This window comes from Bartonella sp. SL320 (assembly GCF_059687635.1).
On record NZ_CM185143.1, the window covers coordinates 517,501 to 538,529 of the forward strand.

The following is a 21,029-nucleotide window of genomic DNA, read 5'->3' on the forward strand; positions in this document are numbered from 1 at the left end:
CCCGAACTCGGCCGTGAAACGCTCCAGCGCTGATGGTACTTTGCCTTAAGGCACGGGAGAGTAAGTCGCTGCCAGGTCTGCTAAATGCATAAAATATTCTCAAAACTTTTTAATAAAAATATAATATAATAAAACATTATAAATACACTCTGTAGACAACAAAAAACTCTTGTTTTAATATAATAACGCGGGGTGGAGCAGCCCGGTAGCTCGTCAGGCTCATAACCTGAAGGCCGCAGGTTCAAATCCTGCCCCCGCAACCAAGAAAACAAATCTCAGGCATAAAATTTGCACAACCCATCTATAATACGCATACAAAATATAGCTATGTAAAAATCATAACAAATAAACCACGCAAAATAAAAAAACAAAAGCCAAATAAAGATAATGCTTAAACCAGAAAAACAAAGCCGTATGTAAACACATCTAGCCCTGAAAATTTACTGTGTTCAAAGCTAAATTAACCCAACATCAAAAATACCCAATATATTCTGCCTTTACTCTAAAAAACTTTATGCACAACATCTGAACCCCAAAAAAACATACCAATCAAAGCCTCCCTCCAATAAACTCAAACAGAAAAAATCAATATGGGTGAATATAGGTGCCATGGGACAAGTACAAGCTTATTACAAGAAAAAACAATCAGATGTTACCTCATCCAATCGTATTCCCTTTAAGGCAAGATGCCTCTCTAAAATAAGTCATCGAGGACGAGCAGAATAAACCTCGTAAAATCTAAGCCTGCGTAAAAATAACACTGACAAATAGAAAATTAGCCAAAAAGGCTTCTTACGTAGAAATACAATAAAAAATACAAGAGACCATTCTCAAAACACCAACAGTAAAAACGCTTACACATATCTCTGCAAAATAAAAATTTGCCAAAAATCAATAATTTTTACTGATTTAGAAAGAGAAAAGGAAAATGTAAAATAATGGCACTACATGCATCATAACGCAGGATTCGTAAATAATATGGCGAACATCATACTCTTCTAAACGTTCATTTGTAGAGCTGCTTTCTCTCACCACAACAAAAAAATCTCCCTTTAATCTCCAAAAGCTAAAATATACAATATGCCGAAAAACAATAATTCAAAGTTCTAGAGCCTAAGCGCGCGTAAAAATAACATTGACAAATAGAAAATTAGCCAAAAAGGCTTCTTACGCAAAAATACAGTAAAAAAACACGAGGAACCATTCTCAAAACATCAGCAGCAAAAATGCTTACACATATCTCTGCAAAATAAAAATTTGCCAAAAATCAATAATTTTTACTGATTTAGAAAGAGAAAAGGAAAATGTAAAATAATGGCACTACATGCATCATAACGCAGGATTCGTAAATAATATGGCGAACATCATACTCTTCTAAACGTTCATTTGTAGAGCTGCTTTCTCTCACCACAACAAAAAAATCTCCCTTTAATCTCCAAAAGCTAAAATATACAATATGCCGAAAAACAATAATTCAAAGTTCTAGAGCCTAAGCGCGCGTAAAAATAACATTGACAAATAGAAAATTAGCCAAAAAGGCTTCTTACGCAAAAATACAGTAAAAAAACACGAGGAACCATTCTCAAAACATCAGCAGCAAAAATGCTTACACATATCTCTGCAAAATAAAAATTTGCCAAAAATCAATAAATTTTACTGATTTGGAAAGAGAAAAGGAAAATGTAAAATAATGGCACTACATGCATCATAACGCAGGTTTCGTAAATCATATGGGGGGCATCATAACCTTCTAAACCATCATTTGTAGAGCTGCTTTCTCTCACCACAAAAAATGCTCACTTCAATGACAAATAAGTCTACCTAAAAGCTATGGACTGGAGAAGGGTATGGTTGAAACCTTTCCGGATCAAAACATGGCAAAAATAAACCCTGAAATCAAAATAATAAAAGATGCCCATCCTATTTTATATCCCCTATCATATTGCTTAAGTCAGTCAGGGCCAGTCCAAAATAAAACTTTTATGTGTGTCGTAAAAATACGAGTATTCCCCGAAAAATCATCAGTGTTTAAAAATCCTCGCGACAATGAAGAAAATAAAAAATTAGTACCTTCTCTCTCTTCATTGTATTCTCTATAATTCCCACTCAGAAAACGTAAATAACGGGGGAGGGGCGGGGGAGACATGCAAAATAATTTGCGTAAGAAGATTTGCAGTTTGAAGCTCATAATGCTCCTTTAAGTTCATGCTCTTGTTGCTTCTTTATCGTTTGAAATGCCTTCCTATCTTTTGCTAAAGCAGAAAATAGCAACAGTGGACTTTATAGCCTATGGGTGCTGAAACCTGTCTTAACTATGAGAGAGAATGGATCAACTGTAAAGCTGGCTAAATTTGTTGCAAATAGGATATCTTACAAACGTTTCCATGTTCACATCATTGTGCTTAAGGAAAAGCCGAGAGGGCAAAAAAAATGATTGATCCGTTAAAAATGCTTAAGTACATGAAGCATAGGTGTTATGAGAATTATCTTTTGAGGGGATACGCCTCGTAAGACGTAAATAAGGGGAGGGATCGATGAAAAATAAGTTGCAAATTAGACTATAAAAAAACAGCCTCTAAATACTTCTAAAGATAATTCTTAAATCAGAACAACAGAGCCGCATATAAACACATACAGTGCGGATAATTAACCAGTGTATTCAAAGATAAAAATGCCCAATATATTCTGCCTTTACTCTAAAAAATCTATACACAACATATAAATCCCAAAAAAAGCCCATACAAATCAAAGCTCTAATACCTTTCCAATAAACTCAAACAGAAAAAATCAATATGGATCATATGCCACTTTAAGAAAATAATAAACTTTATGGACAAATAGAAATCTGCCCCATAATTTCCTCCAGTTGTGAGGCAATTGGCTTTAGAGCTTACAGAGAAATCCTTAAAAACAGTTTTGCGTTTTTTTTACAGCAGCGTTATGTTACAAACTCATAATGAGGCCACTTATGCCGAAGTGTTATGGGTATTCTTGTTGTATCATCGATTGCAAAAAGGGTAGGCACCATTGAAATTCCTTATTTTTTCGTTTGCATGAGGCAAAGGCAAGAAGCAAAGGAGGAGACGATAATGATCATACAAAAAATGAAAGCGATATGATTGTTGAAATGACTAATGATCCCTCCACTTGTCCATGAGCCTATCGCTTGACCAATATTTGAAACAACAAGGATATAACTAAAAAGAACACTAGCAGAGAGGGATGCGGTTGTTTTGTTGGCTTGATAGTATATCTCTGGGATCATGACAGATTCATAGATACTGTAGAAAATTAATGCAGCCACAGCGGTAAAGACTCCACCCATGAGGAAAAATGAAGCAAAACTTCCCATAAGCCATAACAGGTAAAAAGTTGTTTTATCGGAAAGGGTGAGATGTTTATTGATTATTCCTTGCCAGATACAAATACTGATCCCAACAATTGAAAAGAAAATTCCGCTATAAGGAGCCAGATTGCTGTCAAATTTACTGAGAAGTGTTGTGGTAGTGATAAAAATTCCCATGATAAACGTGCAAAGAAAAGCTGTGACCAGTAAATAAACAATAGCATGATGACGCATGATTTCTTTTAAAGAAGACAGAAGAGAAGCATTTGTTTTTTTATTCTTTTCAACGGATGATTTTTTATGAGGGTAATTGTAAACAATTTGAATGGATAGAACACAAAGATACAAACTAATAATTGCAAAAAAAGCCATTAAAAAAGCGGATGCATTATATTTTATGGCGATCGTTGCAACGAGAGGGGCTATAACGACAGCAGCGTTTTGAAAAAAAGAATAAAGGGTTAATGCGCGTTTAAGAGCACTGCCATCGAGATGTTCTGATAAAATTTCTCTTAAAAACGGCTTTGAAATTGCTTTTGAAAAAGCCATTAAAGTGAAAAAGGCCAGCCATGCAGAAGCTGTGGTTGACAAGATAACGCATAGGAAAGCGCTACTCCTTAAAATAAAAGTGATAGCTATTAAAAGTTTACGCGAAAATCTCTCTAAGAAACCTGTTGTGGTTACCATGAGAATGCTTTCAAGGATTACCGATCCAGCGAGATAAAACGCAACATTTGCAGCCGTTATAAGAGCAGAGTTTCCAAGGAGAGGGAGTACAAAGAAAAAGGAAAATTCAGAAAGAAAAACTGAACTATAGATAAAAAAAGGAATTTTATTTTTGCTCATGGAATTTCCATAGAAGTGTTGTTAAATGATCAAAAGCAATCTGTTTTATCTCTTGGGGAAGTTTTATCAGCCCTGTTTTGCTGTACAGATTTCGTTGTAATAGTATCCTTTCGGATTTATCAGCCAGTTCACTGCAAGGATATTATTTTTTTCTACGCTGTTTTTAGAAATATTGAGCATTTCAGAATAGAAGTTTTCCTTACCATAGGCGCTTATAAAAATTTTTTCAGCCAATATTGTTTTTGTGTGCACCATTTTGCCAATAGTGCTGTCTCCTTGAGCTGTATGGAATTTCATAAAACAGAGTTTTCCTAATATGAATGAAATGTAACGGAAGAGAGATCGAGAAAAATAGTGTTTAATTTGTAACGCAAGCTTATCGAATAATATGCATTTTGCACGGGTTCATGCCGCTGCGTATCGCACAGCAAATCTCTCTACGGAAGATTTCACGGCATTCCTTAATGCTGGATGACGTTCTAATTTTAGATAGGAACATGACATACTATCAATATAAGTTTCCTCTGATTGAGCAATAATACTGTGTCCTGATGTTTTCGCAACAATTGTGAGGTCATTGAGATTTTGAACCCCCATCTCCCCGTGATGATTTTGATTGTTCCTTATTCTTTTTGATAACCAATTGATATCCCGCATTTTTGCTTCTCCCATGAAACGCTTATAAAGAGGGTGGATGTATTTCTATAGATTGTCAACTTATGAATTGGATGAATGATGTATTTTATATTTTTTGAGTTGAAGGTTATTCATTATTTTAAAGTGTTGGAGAAAAACGATTGCGTTCACGACTATTTTTAGATTTCCTTTTAGCGTATACGCTGATATTTTCCTCCATGGCGTTGTAAAAATCCTCTCTCAACGAGGGTGCGTCGTAATCGGGCAAAATCTATCGTGAAGAGGTTGCATATCTTAGAGACTTCCGTTTCGCTATAGATTTTTTCTCTTTGGAAGGCTTGGGCAATTTTGGGTAGCATCTCTTCTGTTTCTAAATGGCGGTCGCTTAAATTTTCCCTCTCTCGCTCACGTTTATCCTCTAGCATTTTCCAGAGTGTCTCTTCTACTTGAAATCCTGCTGTTGTGTTTTGAATAAGACCAAGATTCAAAAGACGATTGATCGATTTGTGAATGGTTTTTGCATCATAATCGACATGTTTTAGGATATCAGAAAGATTTTTCGCACCAAGGATAATGGCGGCGTAAACGGCGCGCAGTGTTGGTGAGGTCATGGCAGAAATCACTGAATTACAAGTATATCGTTTTTGAAGGCTTTCTTTTCCCATGGGTAAAAGATCATTGCGAAGAGGGTGCTCGTTGATTTCGATGAGTTCTGCTTGGAGCGATTGTGTGCGGAAAATTTGCTCAGCAGGGGTGCGTTTGCGAATAATCCCCAGACCACTTTGACGATATTTGTGGTTTTCGGGCAGTGTTAAAGCCTCATAGGTTCCATCAAGCCGGTAGAGAATTTCTTCCCACAAAGGAGTTCTCACACGGCACCCCCGTTGTTCTCCATCGAGAGCAATGGTCATGGTTGGTTCATGCAGACAAAGATAACCACCAGGTGTAATATGTTCCCACAGTGTGGTAATAAGTCGCACATCATCTGCGGGTGTTCCAGCATCAAGCCAAGCAAAATCTATGGGACCCCAAGATTTAAGCGTTTCATCATCAAGAGAGAAGAAATTCTCATGGATAAATATTACAGTATTTTTTTCAATGTTGTCGTCTTGGAGCAATTTTTGCCATGCTTCTTCAGCTGATTGACCTTCTGCTGAAAAATCATCAATGGTGATCAATCGTGGTTGATAATTTTCAAGGACGCTTGAAGGATCAAGCAAAGCTGTACGTTCTTCCCAAGTGGAGGATTCTAAAAGTTTTTTATCTTGTTGCCATGCTTGTTTTGCTTTTTGCAGTGCTTTAGCAATAAAGCGTGTGCTATCCCCCGCACCGATTTCAAGAACGGTGCGCGGTCTTGCCATTTGAATGAGCGTACAAGTGAGTTCAATACTGTTTTCTGTTCCCATACCAGGTCTTATCAGAGACATTTCCTTATCCTTTTACTAGTCGCAGCATTTCTGCTTTGATAAAAAATGTTGTTGTTGGTTCTATGGGGTGTTGGAGATCTATTGCTGTTGTGGTTTTTTGCAAGAGAGGTTTGGTTGTTTCATTGAGCCGGATTGTGCCTCCGTTGAGTTGATAAATGGCAAGAGTACCAAGAGGAAAATTAATACGACATGTTGGTTCTTGTACGAGAGCCGTTGCATGATCTGATGAAAAGGCTTGTTGGTTTGTTTGAATGAGACCGTATTGCAACAAGGATATCAAAAGATTGTCCCCGTCAAAAAGGCAACCATTGAATTTGATTTTTTTCAAGGTTTGAACGGAACAGCCATTATGAAGCGCTGTAAAGGTTAGCAAATCAAATCCACCAAAAGCTTTGTTTTTGGTAGAAACAAAGGTGATAGGCTGTATTTGACGTTTGCCAATGAGTGCTGGTTTGTTTTTTATGCTCTGTATATCCTTTGTCCATTGAACGTGTGCGAGGGGGGCTAATTTGCGTGGGTAGACGGCAAAAGAATGAATGGTTATGGGCGGTGTGGTTTTTTGTAAGGCAAGAGTGTGGATGTTTTCATGCAAGTCATGTTGCATGGTGTTGGCTTGTTGCCATACATAACCACCTGTTCCGTGGTAAAAATTTAAGCCTATAGGATCTTGTTGCATGATGTTATTGGTTTTTGTTTTAAAGTCCCCATATTGCTGCGGGAATGGTTGTTTTCTGCTTCTCACGGAGTAGTTTATCAAAGTCTTACATTCGTTGTTCTGGGGTTGCTGGCTGTTCTGGGTTTGCATGGGAGAAGACAATGATGTGATTGGGATTTTATTAGGATCTGATCGGGTGGTGATTGTCATGTCCTTGTTTAGCATGGTTTACTTTATGGAAAAGATGGCAAGGTTTGTTAGGCATTATCCCATTCCTTTTTTTGCAGAGTGCTGTTTATGATACAGCCTAATATGCCGGTGACCATGGTGGCGATACTGATGATAAGGAGTGTGGGTTGGGTGTTATGGTGCACATGAACAAAACCTGCACTGATAAAACCAATGCATACGGCTGTTTGTATGATGAAGATATAGGCGGGCATTTGGCTGTTTCGTTGTTCTTTTGGAATAGCTTTCATCATAAAATTTGCCATAAGGGTATTTTGCACGCCGTTGGCTGATCCACGGATGAAAGAGGATAACAGCATTAGCCATATAAGCGGTGTTAAGGATAAACAGAAAATACCAAAGCCAATGGTTGCGGCAGCTAGGGATGCACCAGCAGCATTGCCAAGGCGGTGAAAAAGGCTGGAAAAGCAGAGAGGCCCCACTACGAGGCCGAGGCTGGCCATGCTGCTGATCATTCCATAGGTTTGTGCGCTAAAGGATAGCTCGGTGCGGATGCGGACAATGAGCACTACGCTTAGAATAGAAGTGAGGATGATGGTGATGATGAGGGGGGAAAGAGCATAGACAACATTTTTTTTATGCAAGAGTCCTGTTAAATCGAGTCTTTTTTTTGTCTGTTGTTTTGGGGGTGTTGTTGGCACAGGTGTTTTAAAATTTTTAAAACAGTATGTGGTGATCAAGGCGGCACAGAAAACCATGAGGGACAGTGCAAAGAGCCCTTTTCGTCCGTTTGATAGACCATACAATGCACCCCCCAACAGTGGTCCGGCAACATAGCCAAGATTACGAACTGTTTGGATAATACGATTGATACGGTCTAATTGCTGATCATTGTTTGCGAAGTCAGGTACTGCAACAAGGATAGAAGACCAAAAGAGTGAACCAGCACAGCCCAGTGCAAAAGAAAGGGCAATATAAGACCAAAACTGGCTCGTCATTGCAGCTATAGCTACGAATATTGCTTGAAAAAATAAAATAAGGGGAACTGTTCGTGCAGGTTTGAAGAGATGCAAAAGGTATGGGGCAATGGGGCCTGCACAAATTCCCCCGATAAATCCTGCTAAAAGAAGAATTGAAATGGAGGAGGTATTTTTTGCTAAATGCAGGATAAGAGTGATTTGAACCGTTTCATCAGCAAAGCTGCTAAGTCCTAAAATGAGGAAAAGTCCTATTTGGGAAAAAATCATGGATTTTTTCTTTGTCACAATGCTCCTCCCCAAGACGATAAAGTTACGTTTTTTTCCTATATGTTCATGATATATCACAGGTTTTCGCTTTGTTCTTATTTTTTCCGATACGTTGGCAAAGGAAGTTGAACATTATCCTATTGTTTTTTTTGTAGAGCGCTGTTTACAATAAAGCCTAATATGCCGGTGATCATGGTGGCAATGCCGATGATAAGGAGTATGGATTGGGTATGGTGCACTTTTACAAAACCTGCACTGATAAAACCAATGCATACGGCTGTTTGTATAATGAAGATATAGGCGGGCATTTGATTGTTTCGTTGTTCTTTTGGAATAGCTTTCATCATAAAACTTGCCATGAGGGCATTTTGCACACCGTTGGCACTCCCAAGGATAAAAAAGGACAGCATCATCAGCCATATAAGCGGTGTTAAGGAAAAACAGAAAATCGACAAGCCAATGGTTGCAGCAGCCAGTGAGGCACCGGCAGCATTGCCAAGGCGGTGAAAAAGGCTGGAAAAACACAGTGGACCGACCACAAGGCCAAGACTTAACATGCTTGTGATTATTCCATAGGTTTGTGCACTAAACTGTAGCTCGGTGCGGATGCGGACAATCGACAACACATTGAGAGCGGAGGTGAGAATGATGGTGATAATGAGGGGGCAAAGAGCATAGACAACATTTTTCTTACGCAAGAGCCCTGTTAAATCTAGTCCCTTTTTGCTTTGCTGTTTTGGAGGCGTTGTTGTTGGCACAGGTGTTTTTAAACTTTTAAAACAGTATGTAGTGATCAAGGCGGCACAGAAAACCATGAGGGATAGTGCAAAGAGCCCTTTTTGTCCGTTTGATAGACCATATAAGACACCCCCAAGCAGTGGTCCGGCAATATAGCCAAGATTACGAACTGTTTGGATAATGCGATTGATGCGGTCTAATTGCTGATCATTTTTTGCCAATTCAGGTACCGCAACAAGGATAGCAGACCAAAAGAGTGAACCCGCACAGCCTAATGCAAAAGAAAGGGCAATATAAGCCCAAAACTGGTTAGCGATTGCGGCTGTGGCTATGAAAAGTGCTTCAAACAATAAAACAACCGTGATCGTGTGCGCTGACTGAAAGCGATGCAAAAGACGCGGGGCAATGGGGCCTGCACAAATGGCTCCGATAAGCCCTGCAAAAAGCAGCATGGAAATGGAGGCTGTACTTTCTGCCAAGTTTAAAGCAAATGTGACTTGAGCCGTTTCATCGGCAAAGCTGCTAAATCCCAAAATGAGGAAAAGTCCTATTTGGGCAAAAATTATAGATTTTTTCTTTGTCACAACGCTCCCCAAAACGATAAAGCTTTTATGGCTTTTAAAACTTCTCCCTGCCTGTGGTGGTATGGTATATCAGGTAGGTTTGCGCTGTCTAGTTTTTTCCTCGTGATTAGGTTGAGATAAGAAATTTTTCTTATTGTCTTATTATAGAAAAAGCTTCTCAAATCGGTGTAAAAAAAGCTGCACAGATTTGTACAGCTTTTTAAGTGTTTATTTTTTTAAGCGAGAAATTTTAAAGCTTAAAACTATCCTTACGGCTTCTGTAACCATAATAACCACAAATGCTTGAAATAAAAGCACCTATCAGACTGCCTAAAAAACCCCACCAGCCCATTTTGGAGGCTGTGTTTGTGACTTTTGTGGCGGTATTTTTAGCGCCCTTGATAGTATCTTCAAGATTGTCAGAAAGGTTTTCAGCCCGTTCTTCAAGCACTTTTATTGCTTTTGTCGTTTTTGCCTCTGCACTTTGATAAAGTTGAACGGCACGGTTGGCTGCGGTTTGGGCATCTGAACGGCTCATACCATCTTTTATGAGGGCATTGATGATATCGTTTTTATCAAACTTTGCTGTCAAATCTTCTACACGATCAGAAAGGCGTTCTTCTAGATTTTTAAAGGTCGTGCGATAATGCGAAGGATCATTTTTGAAAGCGGTTATTGCAGAACCAATATCGTTGAGTGCTGCCTGATAGGAGGTTTTTAAGCGCTCTGGGTTTAGGGCAGGAATGTCACTTTTTTTGAGAAGGGTGCGCAATTCATTGCCAAGTTGGTCAAAATTAATCCCATTGTCATTTTTTGTTGTAAAAAACTTTGTAAAATCCTCACTGTTTAATTTTGTAAGCAAGGGAGAAATATTGGTTTTAAAACCGTCTATAGTCTTTTCGATCATAGAACTGCTTTCTAGGGTAGCTTTTGCTCCTATTTTTGCTGTACTTGAAACCACGTGAATAGCTTGGAGGGTCATCAGCAGTGTTATGAGAGCCCAGGTTAAGAAACCATGAAGAGCCCCAGCGGTTTCAGCAAAACGCCCCGCCACAAAGCCTCCTAAAGCAAGGCTTATCAGCATAACGATAAGGGAGCCTATGCCCATTGAGAGGAAAGAGCCTTCAAAAGGGGAGGACGAGGTAAAGTCCATTTGGCTTAATCCTAGGGCTCCTACCAGAAAAGAGAGGCAGATTGAGACAGCAAGCGCTGTAACCAGTCCAGCAAAAATGGCGGACCATGAAATGGGTGTTTGAAAAAAAGGATACTCTGTCTCTAGGGATGTTTTGCCTAGAAAATTCGTATCAAAAGGTGTGTTTTCAGGAATACGGGTTTCCATGTTTTATCTCCTTGAATATGCTGGAGATACAATGCCTTATTGTCCATTATGTTCCAAAGTGGAGGGAGAGGTGCGAAAAATGCATAAGAAAAACGCTTCAATATTTTATGAGAGAAAAAATATTAAACTAAACAACTCTAAAGAGTTTAATCTATGCTTGAGAAAAGATATATTCGTGTGATCATTGTATCTCTTACTAAGACAAAATAGTTTTTAATGATACCTTGTGTCATGGGGGGTAAGAGAAGCTGTTCCAAGCTATTACTGTAGGCTGTGGGGCTTTGTGTAAGGCTGCAAGATCTCAATTATCTGCTCAGGCTTTTTTATATTTTTTGGGCCTCTTAGGGGGGAAATCAAAGCAATATATATCATAAAAAGATTTATTGGCTTTTGAAGTTTTTGTTTAGAGCTCTTTATGAAGAATTTTGTTGAGCGCACCAAGGTGCAAAGAGATGAAACGTCTTTTATATCATGAGCTGGTTGCGCAAAATGATGTCATAGGCATCAGCTCCTGAGGGATTATTTTGTGTGAAGGTACCATATTTATAATGTTTATTTGAATTGATGCATTAGAAGGGTTAGGCACTGTTCTTTGTGTATAGTTGCTACAGATTTCTTCTTTTGTGTCTTTTATATCCTGTGTTTCAAATTTATCTTTATAAAAACTGTTTTTGAATTTTTCTGATATGGTATTGCTGAAAAGACAGATATGCGTCACTTTTTCTATGTGTATTTTTAGGTTCTTTAGTTCGTGGGGAAAACTTTTGAGACAGTTTGTGAATGGATTTTTCAAAGCTGTTTTCAGATTGTTACGGATGCTGATTATTTTGTCGAGCACTGATTTTATTGAGGCGTTTCAAAATATATTGGGTTGTGAGGGGGAGGGGAGAAATGCTCTTATATTTTATAAGTATTCTGTAAGCTGCCAGACTTAAATTCTTTACAATAACGATTTTGGTTGGTAGGGTCTTTTTTAGCGGTTGTTGTGTTATATGCTGTGTTTATACCATAGTGATTTTGGGGGTAGAGACGTGAAGGATTGTTTTCCTGCTTTGCGTTTTATCGATCAACTTATAAATATTGTATGGCAACTTTTATGGATAGTGTATAGAAAGTGGGATTGTTGCCGTAGAGAGAGTTTGCTTTTGCTTATGATCGCAATGAAAAAAACAGCAGAAGATTACGGCAAAGTGTGTGTAAAGAAAAGCTTATTCATAGATTGATTTTTCTATATGTAAAACATGTAGAATAGAGTTTTATTTATTAAAAGAATAATAGAAATTTTATTTTATAAAGTAAAATAATAACACTTTTAATTATAATTATTTATCTATATAAGAAAAATACAATTATATTTGTTATTTTTAACTCAATAATATTTAATCTCTAAATTTAAAAGTGTGGTTTTATTTATGGATCGTAAATATACTTTGCCATTTATTATACTTATTGTATGTTTATCGACTGGGGGATTGATCTCTACAGATATTTTTTTACCAGCTCTGGGAGATATGCGTCAATATTATCACGTGACACAATCTCAAATTCAAAGTGCGGTGGCTGTTTTTTTGTTTGCATTGGCACTTGGTCAGCTCATTTATGGACCGCTGAGTGATAGTTTTGGGCGTAAAAAAACACTTCTATTGGGTTTATTCTTATGGTTATTCACAACACTGGGGGTGATTTATACGGTTCATATTCACGCTTTTCTTGTCTTACGTTTTTTGCAAGGTCTTGGTGCTTGTGCAGGCCTTGTCTTAAGTCGTGCGATTGTCAATGATTTGTTGGATAAAAAAGCATCAGGAAAACTTTATTTGATTGTTTTTCCTTTTATTGGCATGTCGCCAGCACTTGCTCCTTTTATTGGTGGACTTTTAATACAAGTTTTTCATTGGCAGGCAACTTTTATCTTTTTAAGCTTTTTTATATTTTTAACCATTTTGCTGTGTTGTTTTGTGCTCACCGAAACGCTACCACCCCAAAAGCGACAGAATTTTTCTCCCCTAGGTTTTATGAAGGGATATATGGGGGTTCTCAGAAATAAACAATTTATTTTTTATGCACTTATTCCCAGTTTTTCTTACGCGGTTTATTTTGCTTATATTGTGGAATCGCCTTTTTTACTGACGACTTTAGGGTTATCACCGATACACATTAGTTATAGCTATGTTGGTGTCTCCGTGCCTTATATTTTAGGAAATTTTTTAGCACGCTGGTTTTTCGAACGCGAGGCGATGGAAAAAACGGTGTGTCGAGGATACATTATTTTTGTTATAGGCGGTGTGCTCTTTGCTTTGCAAATGTATTTAAGTCCATGGCCGCTTGTGACAAGTTTTATGGCCATTGCTGTTCTTACTTTTGGCAATGGTTTTTTATTGCCTTTAGGGACAGCGTTGGCTATTTCATCGCACCCACAAGCTGCCGGCGCTGCCTCTGGTGTTATGGGCTCTTTGCAATTAGGAAGTGCAGCGCTTAGTGCGGCGGTTATTGGAAAAATCTCTGGTCATAGTCCACGGGTTATGGCAACATTGTTGGCAGTATGCTGCGTTATTGGTTTTATCATTTATATTCAAAAAGCGCGTGATTTTATGACTTTAGAAACAAGCTGAGTTAAGGCATAAAAAGAGCCTATTATGCGGAAATGTTTTTAATATTTTCATAAATGGGCTGTTTGTTATTGAATAAGTTTTTGCTATGAAGTTAGTTGATTGCGTGAATTTAAAATTTGTCATAAGCTTCGTATGAATGAGACAAATTGATTGCTATGGGGGATTTTATGGGGAAAAAGTTTCAGCATCTTGGTATTTTCATTATATTGATATTGCAGGGGAAGAGCTTTGACTCTCATGTGTGCTTTGAAACAAGGGGAGACATTGATCAATGAGCCTTTCTGTTGTTATTCTTTCTCCTGTCATGCCTGTTTGGGATCGGGGTGTTTTTTGTTCTCCATTGACAAAGCTATGCTTGAGAAAAGGATTTCAAGTGACGCTGTTGGATACACTTGCTCTTTTTCCTAAGAGGGACCATTCTTCCAATCATTCGACTGTTGAAACTTTATCTTTTATGACAGCAAAACTGGAAAACTATTTGCAAAAGCCCACGGTGCTTGTGGGATTTTCTATGGCAGGCATGTTGGTGCAAATATTAGCCGCAAGGCTTCCCAATGTTCAAGCGGTGCTTGCTCTTAATGCACCAGGCTATCCAGATAAGCTTTTACAACAGCGCTTTGGAGGTATTCTGACTTGCTTAGAAAATAATGATTTGTCGGGGGCTTTAGAGATACTGAGTGGTTTTATGCACCCTCGTGGCGTTATAAAAAAACGCGTTGCCTTGAAAATTCCAGAAGATCAAAAAAGCATGGCCATTGAACGGATGACAAGAGGATTTAAACTGTTATTGGCCATGGATGCTCGAGATGAGATTGTTCAATATAAGGGTAAGTTTTTAGCGTTGGTGGGGGAAAAATCGCAACTTGCAACGGTTGATAATCAAACAAAAAGCCCCTGTGTTAATCATGAATATCAGATCATTTCTGGTGCTGCTACGCGTTTGTGGGAGGATAATCCTCTCATGACGAATGCTGTTATTAGCGACTGGATGGAGGGATTATGAAAAAGAAAGTTCTTGTACTTCCTGGTGATGGTGTGGGACCAGAGATCTGTGATGCCGCATTGATGGTTTTAGAGCCATTTCACTTACCCATTGAATTTATTTATGGTGAAATTGGTTGGAAATGTTGGAAACAAGAGGGGGATTCTATTCCACAAGCGACTTGGCAAAAAATAGCAGAAAGTGATGCACTTTTACTTGGTGCTGTGACAGACAAAGGAAAAGAAGCGGCTTTAAAAGAACAGGCACCGCATTTAAAAGAGAAAAACCTTAGCTATATTTCTCCTATAGTTCAGCTTCAACAAAAGTTAGGGTTATTTGCCAATATACGCCCTATAAGATACATCTTTGGCCCCAAAAAACCTTTTCAGTTTTGTGTTATTAGCGAAATGGCGGAAGATTTTTCTTCTGGAGTTGATTTTCGGGAGATCACGCCTGAAATATCTGCTTGGTTAAAATATCCCCATTTAAAAAAATATAGTCTCAAAAAAGCTGCATGGACATTCCGTTTACAAACACGCTTTAGTTTGGAGCGGTTATTTGAATACGCTTTTTCTTATGCACGCAGAGGTGGGGTTGGGCGCGTTACTTTTGCTGATAAGCCCGATATGATGCGAGAAAGTGGACAATTTGCTCAGAAATTTTTTAAGCAAATCGCGCAAAACTATCCAGAAATTGAAGCAGATATTCAGAATGTTGATACGGTTGCTTTGTCGATTACCACAAAGCCAGAGCAGTTTGGGGTAATTGTTACTGAAAATATGTTTGGCAATATTCTCTCTGATCTTGCCGCTGGCGTGATGGGTGGATTGGAGTTTGCTTCTTGTGCAAATGTGGGAAATCAGATTGCCTGTTTTAAACCTGCTCATGGAAGCCTACCACACATTGCTGGACAGAATAAAGCAAACCCTTCTGCGATGTTTTATACCACGGCTTTACTGTTAGAGCATTTAGGCTTTTATGAGGAAGCAAAACAATTATCTTACAGTGTGGATCGGGTTATCCGTAGCGGAAAAACGGTTCCTCATGATCTAGGAGGCAGTGCCTCACCGCGTCAAATGGCTGAAGTTGTCCGCAATTCTCTAAAACATTCCGTTTATCGTGCAGCCATTATCACTGTTGGTGATGAACTTCTTTCAGGACAATATTTGAATACGAATTTACAAGATTTAAGCCAAAGCTTGGAAAAAAGAAATATTCAAGTCACGCGTCATTTTGTTTGTGCAGATCAATTACAACAAATCAGTGAGACGATCATTGCTTGTCTTGGACAAGAAGATCTTATCGTGATCAGTGGGGGATTGGGACCTACCTCTGATGATAAAACACGCGATGGGGTTGCTCAAGCTGTCAGGCAACCTTTGGTGCATCATGAAGATGTTTGGCAAATCATCAAAGGTCAATTGGAGCGGTTAAAGATTGCACCGGATAGTCATAATGCGCGTCAAGCCTTGTTTCCCAAGACAGCAACAGTGCTTGATAATCCCACGGGTACAGCACCAGGATTTTACCTTTCTTGTGATGAAAGTATGCTGGTTGTTTTGCCTGGTCCTCCCTCACAGGCTCTGGCCCTTTTAGAGGATTATTTACAGCAAAATGCAAACAAATATTCTTCTCTCTCGCGGGTAGAGTATGCATGGACTTTGATTGGAATTGATGAAAGTACTCTTGCGCATTGGGTTGATCATCATTTTGAAAATGAGCCCTTTGAACGCCATTTTTTATGGAAAAGCCCTTATGTGTTGGTGCAATTGGTTGGTCAGTCATCCACCCCCCTGGCACAACATTTAATCGAAGAATTTGAAAATCATTTTCGCTCCTATTTGGTTGGAACAGAAGTAACCACGGCGTCTCAACAACTCGCAAAATACGCAAAAGTGCATTGGTTGATCCATGATCAACATCTTTTAAAATATTTTAAACCTATAGAACAAAGTACCAAAAATGTTCCACAGATTGAGGTTGAAGTGAGCCTATCCCCTTCCATTGAGATCTTAGAAAAGCAGCAGGAAAATCTTGGACATGCAACCATAACGGTACAGATGAAAGGCTATGACGGTGATCATATTCCTTTTCCCTATACGCGTCCGCTTTTAAGTGTCGTCTTACAAGAATATGCCGCTTGGTCAGTTTTAAAAAGAGTTTTATCAACGCAAAAAAACAATGATATTAAATGATATCCTATAGAAAGGTAAAAAAATATTGCTCCAATTATGGCATTTTCTGAAATATTAATCGGAACATTAAAGAGAAGCCTGTTTTGATCTCTTATCGCACGCGCAAAAGACTCTTAAAGTAACCTCAAAAGAATATCTGCTTTTTGCTTATTAATTCTGTAAGCTAGGGCGTCAATCATACGAGATGTATGTTTCATTTTTTCTTAATCATTCGACAGACTGTTTTGAGCAAGAAAATTGCGAGGATATAGAAAACAAAAAAATAGTGCGAAACAGGAAGTGTGTTGGTTCAAGAACCTTTAGTCCTTTTGCTTTCAAGCTTGCCAAAAGTTTTCACAGCTGTCTCATTTTAAAAAATGAAGATAGCGCATATTGCTTTATGTTTTTATGTGGTCATTGCACGATGGTTGGGGGCTTTGAGGGGGAGGGATGATATAAAAACAAGAACAGCTATCTTTGCTTTTACATGTGAAAATTTAAGGCATGATCATTTTATACTTTTATTTTTTTCCATCGATCATCTGTAGAATTTTTTTTAAGAAAATATTTGATAGGGTGTGTTTTTAGGTGCTGTCAAAAACATTTTATACGTGTGTGTCGAGGCAAAATAAAAAATTTCTATTGTTGAGAAGAGATGTGATTTTTTAGATGAACAAATTTTAAACGTAATTCTCATTATCTAAATGGGAAGTTCATTGCAATTTGTTTCAACAGTTTGTGTTCTATCTTTTGCGAGGTGCGGTAGTCTTTATCAAGTAAAAAAGAAAGAGTCTTTATGTATCGGATTGATTACAACAGTTATCGTTCTGTCAAGAGTTTTAATCGTCGTGTTCGTTTTCTTGTTATGCATTATACGGCTATTAATTTTAAAGAATCGATTATGGCGCTGACAGGAGAAAAGGTGAGTGCACACTATCTTGTGCCAGATCCTTCAGAGCAGACATATCGTGAGGCTGGATTTAAGGATATGCGTATCTTTAATCTGGTGGATGAAAACGAGCGTGCGTGGCATGCAGGTGTGAGTTCGTGGGCAGGACGGAGTAATATTAATGATACATCTATTGGGATTGAAATTGTTAATTTAGCGACCGGCTGTTCTCATTCTTCAGAAGAGGGGGGGATTGGAACGGTGGTAGAGGATACACACGTCTTAAAATCCGTTAATGATGAAAATGGATCACAGGCTACTATTGGTTTAGTAGGTCATCATAACGAGATGTTGAATTTTCCTCCTTATAATCCAGTACAAATTGATGGCGTTAAGGAACTTGCATTGAATATTCTTCAACGCTATCCTGATATTATGCCAACAGATGTTGTGGGGCATAGTGATATTGCTATTGGAAGAAAAAGTGATCCAGGCGCTGCTTTCCCATGGAAAGAACTTTATGAGGCAGGGATAGGGGCTTGGTATGATGATGAACAAAAAAATCACTATCAAGAACAGTTCTCTAAGAGTCTTCCGTCCAAAGAGGAAGCCTTGGAAAAGCTAAAATGTTATGGGTATGATATTTCAGTTGCCTGTACTGACATGGGATATAAAAATTTAATTCAAGCTTTTCAACTTCATTTTCGTCAAGAAAATTATGATGGGATCCTCGATGTTGAAACAGCAGCAATTCTTTATGCATTGGTTGATAAATATTTTTCATGAATTTAATCTGTTTGAATTCAAAGATATTTTATGGAAATATGGAAGTGCTTTTTATTTCTTAAAAGAACTTTCCTGTTGCTGATTAACTTTCGATAAAAAAGCGCTTTATCGCTTTAAAAATCGTATGCAGGGCATAAGGCGTTTCATGAAAATATAACTCTAGAGAAAATTTTATAACTTGCAGAGATTAAGTTTTGCTATTTTTTTTTATATTCTGTTTTCTTTAAAAATATTCAAAGTTAAGATGCCGTATATAATGAGGCATTCTGCTTATGCAAGATAGAATTGCAAGATAGAATGTCTCTAACAAAATGAACTTATATTATATATGTACCTTATTATATATGTGCCTGTTTATTTTAAAAATATTTTTCGCTGTGTGTTACACACATGTTTTATAAATGGAATTTTTAAAGAATATATAGTCTTTTTTGTGAAGTGTGTTGTCTTATTGGGGGCGTTGTCCTTATGCTTTATAAAAGAGCAAAGAGAGGCCATTATAGATTTTGCTCGCTCTTAAATGTTGCTACAGTTTTTAACGCGTGAAAGCTTTTATTATAGGTATTTGTCGTTCTTTCTTATCCAATTTTTACCCACATGGACGCTTGTTTGTGGCGTGCAAGAAAGTGATTTTGATTGTTTTAACATGGGAGAGATTTGAAATAAGAAAATCCTACGGCATTTCGCTTTCTCATTCAGGTTAAGGAACAATGAATTATCATGATCAATCAATGTTCTATCTAGGTTAGACTGTCTATTCTTAATCTCTTACCCTATTATGCCATAAAACATCATCACTGAAGGTACTGATATTGAGATATAAAAAATATAACACTTCATTCTTCAGTATTTTTAAAATAGAGCGTGGCAAATGTTTAGGATGGGGTTTGTCTTTAGGACCTTGTGTAAGTGAGTCATAAGGAATCCAGACAAATGGATTCTTAAAAGCGATTGAATTGTTTACAAACTGATGTTGGCAGGAATTCTCGTTCTTTGAGCGAAGAGGATGAGGAGACCGTTATTTAGTGCCGTTAAGCTGGATATTTAAGGTAAAACTTATTCGAGAAGGTTATATCTTAAATGATCAAGGGTAAGATATAAATGATAAACAAGAGCTCATTTTAAAATAAGAGGAAGGGGAACACTTTAAAGAGCCAGGAAGAAAGTGTTTGAATTAATCGATAATGCCCCTGTGAAGCCGCTTTTATCCAGCACGTCAAGTTTATTTTATTCCGAATGTTTTTATGAAACTGAAGCTGTTTTTATCAGAAAGATTAAGAAAATAAGTATCAGAAAAAGAGGCTGATGATATGTGATTTTAAAAATAAAAACTGGCAACATCTGTTGCCAGTTTTTCAAAGCTGTCGTCTTATAGAATTAGAATGAACGCTGTAAACGGATCATACCTTGGAAAGCACTTTTTCCATTAAAGAAATGTTTATCATTATTACCTGCATCTTTTATAACGCGATCATCATTCCAAGAAACATAGGTCAACTCAGGGGTAATTACAAATCCTGGGACCAATGTGTATGCAATATTAACAGACGTTGCAAAGGTTTTTACAGCACTATAAGAAACTTGAGCATTCAAACTTGCCTTTGGCGTGAGTTTGTAAGTCGCACCTGCCCAAGCAGCCCATTTACCACCCCAGTTTGCATAGATCGTTGTGCTTCTGCGTGATAATTCATCATCTGCATTTTCTGTGTAGTAATCAACACCATTTTTATAGCCCGCCATTACCCATAGGTTAAAGCGGTCATTAACATTGAAATCTGCACGGATTTTTCCAGCCCATTTTTTGTAGTAAGCATCATAGGCAGCAACGGCTGAAAAACCACCCCATTTTTGCATAAACTTTATACCCAAAACCACGTTGGGGGTGTAGTTTTTAATTGATTTACTTGGAGCAGTATCTCTTGTTAGAGGAACAAGTTTACCATCTTTATAAATATACTGGTTCGGGAGAGTTTTTTGCTCTGGTGCTTCAGGAAGTTCATCTGCATTATTGCCTATTTCAGCGCCGATAATAGCAGAAAAGCCGGAATCACCATTAAAGGTATAGGAAATAAAATTGGTGCGTGTTGTGCCGGCAGGCGCTATACTGTCATCATTGAAGACATTTCCATAACCACCAACCCAGGTGTTGAAAATGGTATCATCAAGACCTACACGGAAACCACCCAATTCAATATAAGCGGCTGAAAGTCTTGCACCAGCTTTATTGGCACCATCACCCCAACTTGAAAAAATTCTTGCATATGAACGAAGAGTTCCCATTTCCGTTTCAGAAGCGGCTTGAAAAACAAGAGTGAGCCGTGATGATGCTCCATAGGTTTTTCTTTTCTTGTCTCTTAGTTCAGCTTCGTTGGTTGCATCGATATTATCACCACCGATAAAATCAGTCCGAACATTTCCTGATAAACGCATGCAGGTTTCTGTTCCAGGGATATAGAAATATCCTTTTCCGTAGGCATCACAAACGCGAATATATTCTACGGGTTCAGGTTCAGCCACAGGGGTGGAAGCAGCGTGTGCTCCGGAAATTGCTAAAAAAGCCGCTGTAGAGCTTAAAAAGAGCGATTTAATATTCATATGGGATC

Annotated in this window: 14 protein-coding genes, 1 tRNA gene and 1 rRNA gene (1 of these 16 running past the window's edge); 7 read left to right on the forward strand and 9 right to left on the reverse strand. The window is 38.0% G+C overall.

Annotated elements, in window-relative coordinates:
• The 3 genes from rrf to AC6ER8_RS02195 all read left to right on the forward strand — a co-directional run.
• A 5S ribosomal RNA gene (gene rrf / locus AC6ER8_RS02185) occupies positions 1-77 on the forward strand (it extends 38 nt beyond the left edge of the window).
• A gap of 109 nt (positions 78-186) precedes the next feature.
• Positions 187-263: transfer RNA gene (locus AC6ER8_RS02190), tRNA-Met, on the forward strand.
• 1,584 nt (positions 264-1,847) lie between these two features.
• Positions 1,848-2,099 carry a hypothetical protein gene (locus tag AC6ER8_RS02195; RefSeq protein WP_497078965.1) on the forward strand — a complete coding sequence of 84 codons (252 nt, stop codon included), beginning with the start codon at positions 1,848-1,850 and terminating at the stop codon, positions 2,097-2,099.
• A 938-nt stretch (positions 2,100-3,037) separates the two neighbouring features.
• On the opposite strand, the gene AC6ER8_RS02200 is transcribed toward AC6ER8_RS02195, so the two are convergent.
• The 8 genes from AC6ER8_RS02200 to AC6ER8_RS02235 all read right to left on the reverse strand — a co-directional run bounded on the left by AC6ER8_RS02200 (position 3,038) and on the right by AC6ER8_RS02235 (position 10,986).
• Positions 3,038-4,192 carry an MFS transporter gene (locus tag AC6ER8_RS02200; protein ID WP_497078967.1) on the reverse strand — a complete coding sequence of 385 codons (1,155 nt, stop codon included), beginning with the start codon at positions 4,190-4,192 and terminating at the stop codon, positions 3,038-3,040.
• 66 nt (positions 4,193-4,258) lie between these two features.
• The gene (locus tag AC6ER8_RS02205; protein ID WP_497078969.1) at positions 4,259-4,489 is read right to left on the reverse strand and encodes a hypothetical protein; all 231 of its coding nucleotides are present in this window, start codon (positions 4,487-4,489) and stop codon (positions 4,259-4,261) included.
• 108 nt (positions 4,490-4,597) lie between these two features.
• Complete coding sequence (locus AC6ER8_RS02210) at positions 4,598-4,849, reverse strand: hypothetical protein (RefSeq protein ID WP_497078971.1); 252 nt, start codon at positions 4,847-4,849, stop codon at positions 4,598-4,600.
• 170 nt (positions 4,850-5,019) lie between these two features.
• Positions 5,020-6,255 (reverse strand): DUF2087 domain-containing protein, encoded by a 1,236-nt coding sequence (locus tag AC6ER8_RS02215; RefSeq protein WP_497078972.1) that lies wholly within the window; start codon positions 6,253-6,255, stop codon positions 5,020-5,022.
• A 4-nt stretch (positions 6,256-6,259) separates the two neighbouring features.
• Entirely contained in the window at positions 6,260-6,931 is a 672-nt protein-coding gene (locus tag AC6ER8_RS02220) for a hypothetical protein (RefSeq protein ID WP_497078974.1), read from the reverse strand.
• A gap of 236 nt (positions 6,932-7,167) precedes the next feature.
• Positions 7,168-8,364 (reverse strand): MFS transporter, encoded by a 1,197-nt coding sequence (locus tag AC6ER8_RS02225; RefSeq protein ID WP_497078976.1) that lies wholly within the window; start codon positions 8,362-8,364, stop codon positions 7,168-7,170.
• A gap of 119 nt (positions 8,365-8,483) precedes the next feature.
• The gene (locus tag AC6ER8_RS02230) at positions 8,484-9,668 is read right to left on the reverse strand and encodes an MFS transporter (RefSeq protein WP_497078978.1); all 1,185 of its coding nucleotides are present in this window, start codon (positions 9,666-9,668) and stop codon (positions 8,484-8,486) included.
• A 229-nt stretch (positions 9,669-9,897) separates the two neighbouring features.
• Positions 9,898-10,986: a DUF3792 domain-containing protein gene (locus AC6ER8_RS02235; RefSeq protein WP_497078980.1), complete on the reverse strand. Its 1,089-nt coding sequence runs from the start codon at positions 10,984-10,986 to the stop codon at positions 9,898-9,900.
• A 1,412-nt stretch (positions 10,987-12,398) separates the two neighbouring features.
• Here AC6ER8_RS02235 and AC6ER8_RS02240 point away from each other — a divergent pair.
• The 4 genes from AC6ER8_RS02240 to AC6ER8_RS02255 all read left to right on the forward strand — a co-directional run bounded on the left by AC6ER8_RS02240 (position 12,399) and on the right by AC6ER8_RS02255 (position 18,426).
• Complete coding sequence (locus AC6ER8_RS02240; RefSeq protein ID WP_497078982.1) at positions 12,399-13,595, forward strand: multidrug effflux MFS transporter; 1,197 nt, start codon at positions 12,399-12,401, stop codon at positions 13,593-13,595.
• 271 nt (positions 13,596-13,866) lie between these two features.
• Positions 13,867-14,598 carry an alpha/beta fold hydrolase gene (locus AC6ER8_RS02245; protein WP_497078984.1) on the forward strand — a complete coding sequence of 244 codons (732 nt, stop codon included), beginning with the start codon at positions 13,867-13,869 and terminating at the stop codon, positions 14,596-14,598.
• A complete protein-coding gene (locus tag AC6ER8_RS02250) occupies positions 14,595-16,772 on the forward strand; it encodes an isocitrate/isopropylmalate family dehydrogenase (protein WP_497078986.1) in 2,178 nt (725 codons plus the stop codon). The genes AC6ER8_RS02245 and AC6ER8_RS02250 overlap by 4 nt, the downstream gene beginning before the upstream one ends.
• 775 nt (positions 16,773-17,547) lie before the next feature.
• Positions 17,548-18,426 (forward strand): N-acetylmuramoyl-L-alanine amidase, encoded by an 879-nt coding sequence (locus tag AC6ER8_RS02255; protein WP_497078988.1) that lies wholly within the window; start codon positions 17,548-17,550, stop codon positions 18,424-18,426.
• 1,377 nt (positions 18,427-19,803) lie between these two features.
• On the opposite strand, the gene AC6ER8_RS02260 is transcribed toward AC6ER8_RS02255, so the two are convergent.
• On the reverse strand, positions 19,804-21,021 hold the full coding sequence (locus tag AC6ER8_RS02260; RefSeq protein ID WP_497078990.1) for a porin: 1,218 nt from the start codon (positions 21,019-21,021) through the stop codon (positions 19,804-19,806).
• Positions 21,022-21,029: the final 8 nt, after the last annotated feature.

Coding starts and splice junctions, on each gene's coding strand:
- AC6ER8_RS02195 (WP_497078965.1), top strand. CDS start 1,848: ATGGTTGAAACCTTTCCGGATCAAAACATGGCAAAAATAAACCCTGAA.
- AC6ER8_RS02200 (WP_497078967.1), bottom strand. CDS start 4,192: ATGAGCAAAAATAAAATTCCTTTTTTTATCTATAGTTCAGTTTTTCTT.
- AC6ER8_RS02205 (WP_497078969.1), bottom strand. CDS start 4,489: ATGAAATTCCATACAGCTCAAGGAGACAGCACTATTGGCAAAATGGTG.
- AC6ER8_RS02210 (WP_497078971.1), bottom strand. CDS start 4,849: ATGCGGGATATCAATTGGTTATCAAAAAGAATAAGGAACAATCAAAAT.
- AC6ER8_RS02215 (WP_497078972.1), bottom strand. CDS start 6,255: ATGTCTCTGATAAGACCTGGTATGGGAACAGAAAACAGTATTGAACTC.
- AC6ER8_RS02220 (WP_497078974.1), bottom strand. CDS start 6,931: ATGCAACAAGATCCTATAGGCTTAAATTTTTACCACGGAACAGGTGGT.
- AC6ER8_RS02235 (WP_497078980.1), bottom strand. CDS start 10,986: ATGGAAACCCGTATTCCTGAAAACACACCTTTTGATACGAATTTTCTA.
- AC6ER8_RS02240 (WP_497078982.1), top strand. CDS start 12,399: ATGGATCGTAAATATACTTTGCCATTTATTATACTTATTGTATGTTTA.
- AC6ER8_RS02245 (WP_497078984.1), top strand. CDS start 13,867: ATGAGCCTTTCTGTTGTTATTCTTTCTCCTGTCATGCCTGTTTGGGAT.
- AC6ER8_RS02250 (WP_497078986.1), top strand. CDS start 14,595: ATGAAAAAGAAAGTTCTTGTACTTCCTGGTGATGGTGTGGGACCAGAG.
- AC6ER8_RS02255 (WP_497078988.1), top strand. CDS start 17,548: ATGTATCGGATTGATTACAACAGTTATCGTTCTGTCAAGAGTTTTAAT.
- AC6ER8_RS02260 (WP_497078990.1), bottom strand. CDS start 21,021: ATGAATATTAAATCGCTCTTTTTAAGCTCTACAGCGGCTTTTTTAGCA.